10 protein-coding genes are annotated in these 6,295 nt (G+C 65.9%); all 10 read right to left on the bottom strand.

Translation table 11 applies throughout. The features are described from left to right. Positions 1 to 209: 209 nt before the first annotated feature. A complete protein-coding gene (gene rpsK / locus ACWD3E_RS31310; protein ID WP_003956432.1) occupies positions 210 to 614 on the bottom strand; it encodes a 30S ribosomal protein S11 in 405 nt (134 codons plus the stop codon). A 65-nt stretch (positions 615 to 679) separates the two neighbouring features. After that, entirely contained in the window at positions 680 to 1,060 is a 381-nt protein-coding gene (rpsM, locus tag ACWD3E_RS31305) for a 30S ribosomal protein S13 (RefSeq protein ID WP_116148529.1), read from the bottom strand. Between the two features lie 192 nt (positions 1,061 to 1,252). Further along, positions 1,253 to 1,366, bottom strand: a complete 114-nt coding sequence (rpmJ, locus tag ACWD3E_RS31300; RefSeq protein WP_003998809.1) for a 50S ribosomal protein L36 — start codon at positions 1,364 to 1,366, stop codon at positions 1,253 to 1,255. A 59-nt stretch (positions 1,367 to 1,425) separates the two neighbouring features. After that, positions 1,426 to 1,647: a translation initiation factor IF-1 gene (gene infA / locus ACWD3E_RS31295; protein WP_004927214.1), complete on the bottom strand. Its 222-nt coding sequence runs from the start codon at positions 1,645 to 1,647 to the stop codon at positions 1,426 to 1,428. Positions 1,648 to 1,937: 290 nt separating this feature from the next. Next, positions 1,938 to 2,774 carry a type I methionyl aminopeptidase gene (gene map / locus ACWD3E_RS31290; RefSeq protein WP_451390905.1) on the bottom strand — a complete coding sequence of 279 codons (837 nt, stop codon included), beginning with the start codon at positions 2,772 to 2,774 and terminating at the stop codon, positions 1,938 to 1,940. Between the two features lie 99 nt (positions 2,775 to 2,873). After that, complete coding sequence (locus ACWD3E_RS31285) at positions 2,874 to 3,536, bottom strand: adenylate kinase (RefSeq protein ID WP_451352986.1); 663 nt, start codon at positions 3,534 to 3,536, stop codon at positions 2,874 to 2,876. After that, positions 3,536 to 4,849: a preprotein translocase subunit SecY gene (secY, locus tag ACWD3E_RS31280; protein WP_451390904.1), complete on the bottom strand. Its 1,314-nt coding sequence runs from the start codon at positions 4,847 to 4,849 to the stop codon at positions 3,536 to 3,538. Before secY ends, ACWD3E_RS31285 begins: the two co-directional genes overlap by 1 nt. Positions 4,850 to 5,040: 191 nt before the next feature. Then, complete coding sequence (gene rplO, locus ACWD3E_RS31275) at positions 5,041 to 5,496, bottom strand: 50S ribosomal protein L15 (RefSeq protein WP_451352984.1); 456 nt, start codon at positions 5,494 to 5,496, stop codon at positions 5,041 to 5,043. 2 nt (positions 5,497 to 5,498) lie between these two features. Next, a complete protein-coding gene (gene rpmD, locus ACWD3E_RS31270; protein WP_003974250.1) occupies positions 5,499 to 5,681 on the bottom strand; it encodes a 50S ribosomal protein L30 in 183 nt (60 codons plus the stop codon). Next, positions 5,681 to 6,286: a 30S ribosomal protein S5 gene (gene rpsE, locus ACWD3E_RS31265; protein ID WP_015658456.1), complete on the bottom strand. Its 606-nt coding sequence runs from the start codon at positions 6,284 to 6,286 to the stop codon at positions 5,681 to 5,683. The genes rpmD and rpsE overlap by 1 nt, the downstream gene beginning before the upstream one ends. Between the last annotated feature and the right edge of the window lie 9 nt (positions 6,287 to 6,295).

The following is a 6,295-nucleotide window of genomic DNA, read 5'->3' as shown; positions in this document are numbered from 1 at the left end:
GGGAGCGGAACTCGTCGACGACCTCTTCGGTCAACGAGGGACGCTGAGCGATCAGCATGTGTGGATCAGATCCTTCTTTCGTGGACGCCCGCTATTTGACGCCCGACGGAGACCGCACCTGTGAGAAGTGCGGGTACTGCAAGGGTACGGGCGGTACGACTCGAAGGAGCCGTACCGCCCGAAACCCGAAGCCGGACGAAGGCCGTGCGTCAGACGCGGCGGCGCTTCGGCGGACGGCAGCCGTTGTGCGGGGTCGGGGTGACGTCCTGGATGGAGCCGACCTCGAGGCCCGTGGCCTGCAGGGAGCGGATCGCGGTCTCGCGACCGGAACCCGGGCCCTTCACGAACACGTCGACCTTGCGCATGCCGTGCTCCTGGGCGCGGCGGGCAGCCGACTCAGCGGCCATCTGCGCGGCGAACGGCGTGGACTTCCGGGAGCCCTTGAAGCCGACGTGGCCGGCGGAGGCCCAGGAGATCACGTTGCCGGACGGGTCCGTGATCGAGACGATCGTGTTGTTGAACGTGCTCTTGATGTGCGCGTGGCCGTGAGCGACGTTCTTCTTTTCCTTGCGGCGCACCTTCTTGGCAGCGCCCTGACGTCCCTTGGGGGGCATCTACTAACTCCTACGGGAGGTGGTCGGTCCTACAGCGAAGACCGTGGACAGGTGTCCGCTGCGGACTACTTCTTGCCCGGCTTCTTCTTGCCGGCGATGGCGCGACGCGGGCCCTTGCGGGTACGGGCGTTGGTGCTGGTGCGCTGACCGCGGACGGGCAGACCGCGGCGGTGCCGCAGACCCTGGTAGCAGCCGATCTCGACCTTGCGGCGGATGTCGGCCTGGATCTCGCGACGGAGGTCACCCTCGGTCTTGATGTTGTTGTCGACGTACTCGCGGATCGCGACCAGCTGCTCTTCGGTCAGGTCACGAACGCGGGTGTTCGGGTCGACGCCGGTCGCAGCCAGCGTCTCCTGCGAAAGGGTCCGGCCGATGCCGAACACGTAGGTGAGGGCGACCTCCACGCGCTTTTCGCGCGGGATGTCAACACCGGAAACGCGTGCCATTCAATGGCTCCTGGTGATTCTTCGGAGGTCTTCCGCAGGACCGGCTCCCGGCCGCCGTACTAGGTACGAACCGGGTCCCCGGCCTCCGAACCGGGGGTGTCGAGCTGGCTGGCTCGGGTCCTGCGTATGAACATATTCAGCTCGCGTCGCGCGAATCTCTGCGATAGAGGTGCAGAGGGTGATGGTCGTGCGTCAGCCCTGGCGCTGCTTGTGGCGCGGGTTCTCGCAGATGACCATGACCCGACCGTGACGGCGGATCACCCTGCACTTGTCGCAGATCTTCTTGACGCTCGGCTTGACCTTCATTGGGTGAGGTTCTCCGGGTCAGTGCCATCGCCCTGGGAGGCCCGGGGCGCGGGCAAGATCTACTTGTAGCGGTAGACGATCCGGCCACGCGTCAGGTCGTACGGAGACAGCTCCACCACGACCCGGTCGTCAGGGAGGATGCGGATGTAGTGCATACGCATCTTGCCGCTGATGTGTGCCAGGACCTGGTGGCCGTTCTGGAGCTCGACCCTGAACATGGCGTTCGGCAGAGACTCGACGACAGTGCCCTCGATCTCGATGGCACCTTGCTTCTTGGCCACGCTTCGCCCTTCGAATCGACTACCTTGATCGACTCTCACGCTTTTCCCTGGCGGGCGCATGCGGACATGCGGGTGCACGAGAGCCGACGAGTCAGTCTACGTCAGCGCACCCGGAAACACGAATCGGGGAAGTCTGCCCTACGAGGGAGATCATTACGCCAACGGGTCGGGGGCGGCCGTGATGCCGGCCCATCCTTCACGCCGCTCTCGCGGGTTCGGCGCCTTGGGCGCCTCACAAGCTTCGAGCGGCTGCGCCGCCCTCCGACCGGCGGTCGTGGCGGAGGCTGTCATCAGCCCAGCGGGTCCGGCGCCGCCGTGATGCCGTACTCCGCCAGCTTCGCCTTGCCCCCGTCGGGAGCCGTCAGGACCAGGGGGCCCTGGTCGGTCAGAGCCACCGAGTGTTCCCAGTGGGAGGACCAGGTGCCGTCGAGGGTGACGACCGTCCAGTCGTCCTGGAGGACCTCGGTCTTCGGGGTGCCGAGGGAGACCATCGGCTCGATCGCGAGGCAGGTGCCGGGGACCAGCTTGGGACCCTTGCCGCGGCGGCGCTCGACGTAGTTCAGCAGGTGCGGGTCCATGTGCATCTCGGTGCCGATGCCGTGGCCGCCGTAGTCCTCGATGATCCCGTACTTGCCGCCGCCGGGCTTCGGCTGGCGGCGGATGTACGTCTCGATCGCCCGGGAGATGTCGACCAGGCGGTTGCCCTGCTTCATCGCGGCGATGCCGGCCCACATGGACTCTTCCGTCACCCGGGAGAGTTCGATCAGCTCCGGTGAGTGACCGGAGCCGACGAAGGCGGTGTAGGCCGCGTCGCCGTGCCAGCCGTCGATGATCGCGCCGCAGTCGATGGAGATGACGTCGCCGTTCTTGAGGACGACCTCGTCGGAGGGGATGCCGTGGACGACCACGTCGTTGACCGAGGTGCAGATCGTCGCCGGGAAGCCGCCGTACCCGAGGAAGTTCGACTTCGCGCCGTGCTCGGCGAGCACCTTGCGGGCGACCTCGTCCAGGTCCTTCGTGGAGGCGCCCGGAACCGCCGCTTCGCGCGTGGCCGCGTGAATGGCGGCTACGACCAGGCCCGCCGCACGCATCTTGGCGATCTGCTCGGGGGTCTTGATCTGCACCATGGGGGCCTGCGCTCTCCGTCACTCACGTGGGCTGGGATATCTACACAACAGTACGGCCGCGGCGCCCGGAGGGGCACCGCGGCCGGAAGGGCCGGGACTCTACTTCTCGGCCTTCTCGCGCTTGAGCGCCTCCAGCGCCCGCTGCGTGATCTCGTCCACCGGGCCCAGGGAGGAGATCGTCACGACCAGGCCCTGCGCCTTGTAGTAGTCGATGATCGGCTCGGTCTGCGTGTGGTAGACCTCCAGCCGCGTGCGGACGGTCTCCTCGCGGTCGTCGTCGCGCTGGTACAGCTCGCCGCCGCAGACGTCGCAGACGCCGTCCTTCTTCGGCTTGCTGTACGTCACGTGGAAGACGTGCGAGGAGTCGTTGCGGCAGATGCGCCGGCCGGCGATCCGCTTCACGACCTCGTCCTCCGGGACCTCCAGGTCCAGGACGGCGTCCAGCTTGATGCCCTCGGTCTCCAGCAGTGCGTCCAGCGCCTCGGCCTGCTTGACGTTGCGCGGGAAGCCGTCCAGCAGGAAGCCCTTCTCGGCGTCCGGCTGCTCCATGCGGTCCTTGGCCATCGCGATGGTCACCTCGTCCGGAACGAGGTTGCCGGCGTCCATGTAGGACTTCGCGAGCTTGCCCAGCTCGGTCTGCTGGCTGATGTTGGCCCGGAAGAGGTCGCCCGTGGAGATGTGCGGGATGGTCAGCTTCTCAGCGAGTCGGACGGCTTGCGTTCCCTTACCGGCACCCGGCGGCCCGACGAGGACGATACGCATCAGCGGAGGAACCCTTCGTAATTGCGCTGCTGGAGCTGGCTCTCGATCTGCTTCACCGTCTCAAGGCCCACACCCACGATGATCAGGATGCTGGTCCCGCCGAACGGGAAGTTCCCGCTCGCGTTGAAGCCCACCAACGCCATTGTCGGCACGAGAGCGATCACGCCCAGATACAGCGAACCCGGCCAGGTGATCCGGTTGAGCACGTAGCTGAGGTACTCAGCGGTCGGTCGGCCAGCCCGGATGCCCGGGATGAAGCCACCATACTTCTTCATGTTGTCGGCTACTTCCTCGGGGTTGAAGGAGATAGCGACATAGAAGAACGCGAAGAAGACGATGAGCAAGAAGTACGAAGTGATGTAAATCGGGTGGTCGCCCTTGGTCAGGTTGTTCTGAACCCACAGCTTCCAACCGGACTTACCACCGGAGAACTGCGCCACCAGCGCCGGGATGTAGAGCAGCGAGGAGGCGAAGATGACGGGAATCACACCCGCCTGGTTCACCTTGAGCGGGATGTAGGTGGACGTACCGCCGTAGGAACGACGGCCGATCATGCGCTTCGCGTACTGCACCGGGATGCGGCGCTGGGCCTGCTCGACGAAGACGACAAGCGCGACCATGACCAGGCCGACCGCGATGACGGTGCCGAACTCGATCCAGCCGCCGGCCAGGGTGCCCTGCTTCTTGATCGCCCACAGGGCGGAGGGGAAGGTCGCGGCGATCGAGATGAACATCAGGATCGACATGCCGTTGCCGATGCCGCGGTCGGTGATCAGCTCACCGAGCCACATGACGACGCACGTACCGGCGGTCATGCAGATGACCATCGTGATCGTGGTGAAGATCGCCTGGTCGGGAACGATCTGGCTAGCCACCGAGCAGGAACTGAACAGGGCTCCGCTCCGGGCGGTGGCGACCAGACCCGTGCCCTGAAGGATGGCGAGCGCCACGGTCAGGTAGCGGGTGTACTGCGTGATCTTGGCAGTGCCGGCCTGTCCCTCCTTCTTAAGGGCTTCCAGGCGCGGGATGACCACGGTCAGCAGCTGAAGGATGATGCTGGCCGTGATGTACGGCATGATGCCGAGCGCGAAGATCGTGATCTGCAGCAGCGCACCACCGCTGAACATGTTGACCAGTCCGAAGAGGCCCTGGTTGCCGGACGCCTCGCGGACACACTGCTGGACGTTCTTGTAGTCAACGCCAGGGATCGGGATGTGGGTACCGACCCGGTAGACCACGATGATGGCCAGCGTGAAGAGTAGCTTCTTGCGCAGGTCGGGCGTCCTGAACGCCCGGGCGAACGCGGTGAGCACGGTGCCTCCTGCGACCCCCGCGCAACTGCGTCAAGGGTGACGGTCTTGAAGTTCGACGGATATAGAAATGGAACAGTGCAGGCCACCTTACCGGCGACACTGCCCCCCTAGGAACGACCAACCGGGGATACCCCATTGTGGGGTATCCCCGGTCGGGATCGTCTACGTCATCGAGCGTTGCCCTGAGGGACTCAGACCAGCTCGGTGACCGTGCCGCCGGCGGCGGCGATCTTCTCCTTGGCGGAGCCGGAGACGGCGTCCACCGTCACCTGCAGCGCCACGGAGATCTCGCCCTGGCCGAGGACCTTGACGAGGCTGTTCTTGCGGACGGCACCCTTGGCGACCAGGTCGGCCACGGTGACCTCGCCACCCTCGGGGTAGAGGGCGGAGAGCTTGTCCAGGTTCACGACCTGGTACTCCGTCTTGAACGGGTTCTTGAAGCCCTTCAGCTTCGGGAGGCGCATGTGCAGCGGCATCTGGCCACCCTCAAAGCGCTCCGGAACCTGGTAACGGGCCTTCGTACCCTTGGTACCACGACCGGCCGTCTTACCCTTCGACGCCTCACCACGACCGACACGGGTCTTGGCGGTCTTGGCGCCGGGGGCCGGACGAAGGTTGTGGATCTTGAGCGGGTTCTGCTCCGCCATGATCAGTCGACCTCCTCGACCGTCACGAGGTGGCGGACGGTGTGCACCATGCCGCGGAACTCGGGGCGGTCCTCCTTGACGACCTGCGTGTTGATGCCCTTGAGACCAAGGGAGCGCAGGGTGTCACGGTGGTTCTGCTTGCTGCCGATGTACGACTTAACCTGCGTGATCTTGAGCTGAGCCATTACGCACCAGCCCCGGCACGCGCACGCAGCAGGGCCGCGGGGGCGACGTCCTCGAGCGGCAGACCGCGGCGGGCCGCGACCTCCTCGGGACGCTGCAGGCCCTTCAGGGCCTCCACGGTCGCGTGCACGATGTTGATCGCGTTGTCGGAGCCGAGCGACTTCGACAGGATGTCGTGGATACCGGCGCACTCGAGCACGGCACGCACCGGACCACCGGCGATAACACCGGTACCCGGGGACGCGGGCTTGAGCAGCACGACGCCGGCAGCCTTCTCACCCTGGATCGGGTGCGGGATGGTGCCCTGGATACGGGGGACCTTGAAGAAGTGCTTCTTGGCCTCCTCAACACCCTTGGCGATGGCGGCCGGCACCTCCTTGGCCTTGCCGTAACCGACACCCACGGTGCCGTCACCGTCGCCCACCACGACCAGCGCGGTGAAGCTGAAGCGACGACCACCCTTCACAACCTTGGCGACGCGGTTGATCGCGACAACGCGCTCAACGTACGCGGTCTTCTCGGCGGCAGCAGCGCCGCCGTCACGGCCCTTCCGGTCCCGCCGCTCGCCGCCACCGGCACCGCCACCGCGGCGCTGGGGTCCAGCCATTGGAATTAC

The organism is Streptomyces sp. NPDC002676 (assembly GCF_053592455.1).
Note: the sequence above shows the minus strand (reverse complement) of the source record. Positions and strands in the feature narration are given on the sequence as shown.

Coding starts and splice junctions, on each gene's coding strand:
- rpsK (WP_003956432.1), bottom strand. CDS start 614: ATGCCCCCCAAGGGACGTCAGGGCGCTGCCAAGAAGGTGCGCCGCAAG.
- rpmD (WP_003974250.1), bottom strand. CDS start 5,681: ATGGCTCAGCTCAAGATCACGCAGGTTAAGTCGTACATCGGCAGCAAG.
- rpsE (WP_015658456.1), bottom strand. CDS start 6,286: ATGGCTGGACCCCAGCGCCGCGGTGGCGGTGCCGGTGGCGGCGAGCGG.
- map (WP_451390905.1), bottom strand. CDS start 2,774: ATGGTGCAGATCAAGACCCCCGAGCAGATCGCCAAGATGCGTGCGGCG.
- rplO (WP_451352984.1), bottom strand. CDS start 5,496: ATGGCGGAGCAGAACCCGCTCAAGATCCACAACCTTCGTCCGGCCCCC.
- rpsM (WP_116148529.1), bottom strand. CDS start 1,060: ATGGCACGCGTTTCCGGTGTTGACATCCCGCGCGAAAAGCGCGTGGAG.
- ACWD3E_RS31285 (WP_451352986.1), bottom strand. CDS start 3,536: ATGCGTATCGTCCTCGTCGGGCCGCCGGGTGCCGGTAAGGGAACGCAA.
- rpmJ (WP_003998809.1), bottom strand. CDS start 1,366: ATGAAGGTCAAGCCGAGCGTCAAGAAGATCTGCGACAAGTGCAGGGTG.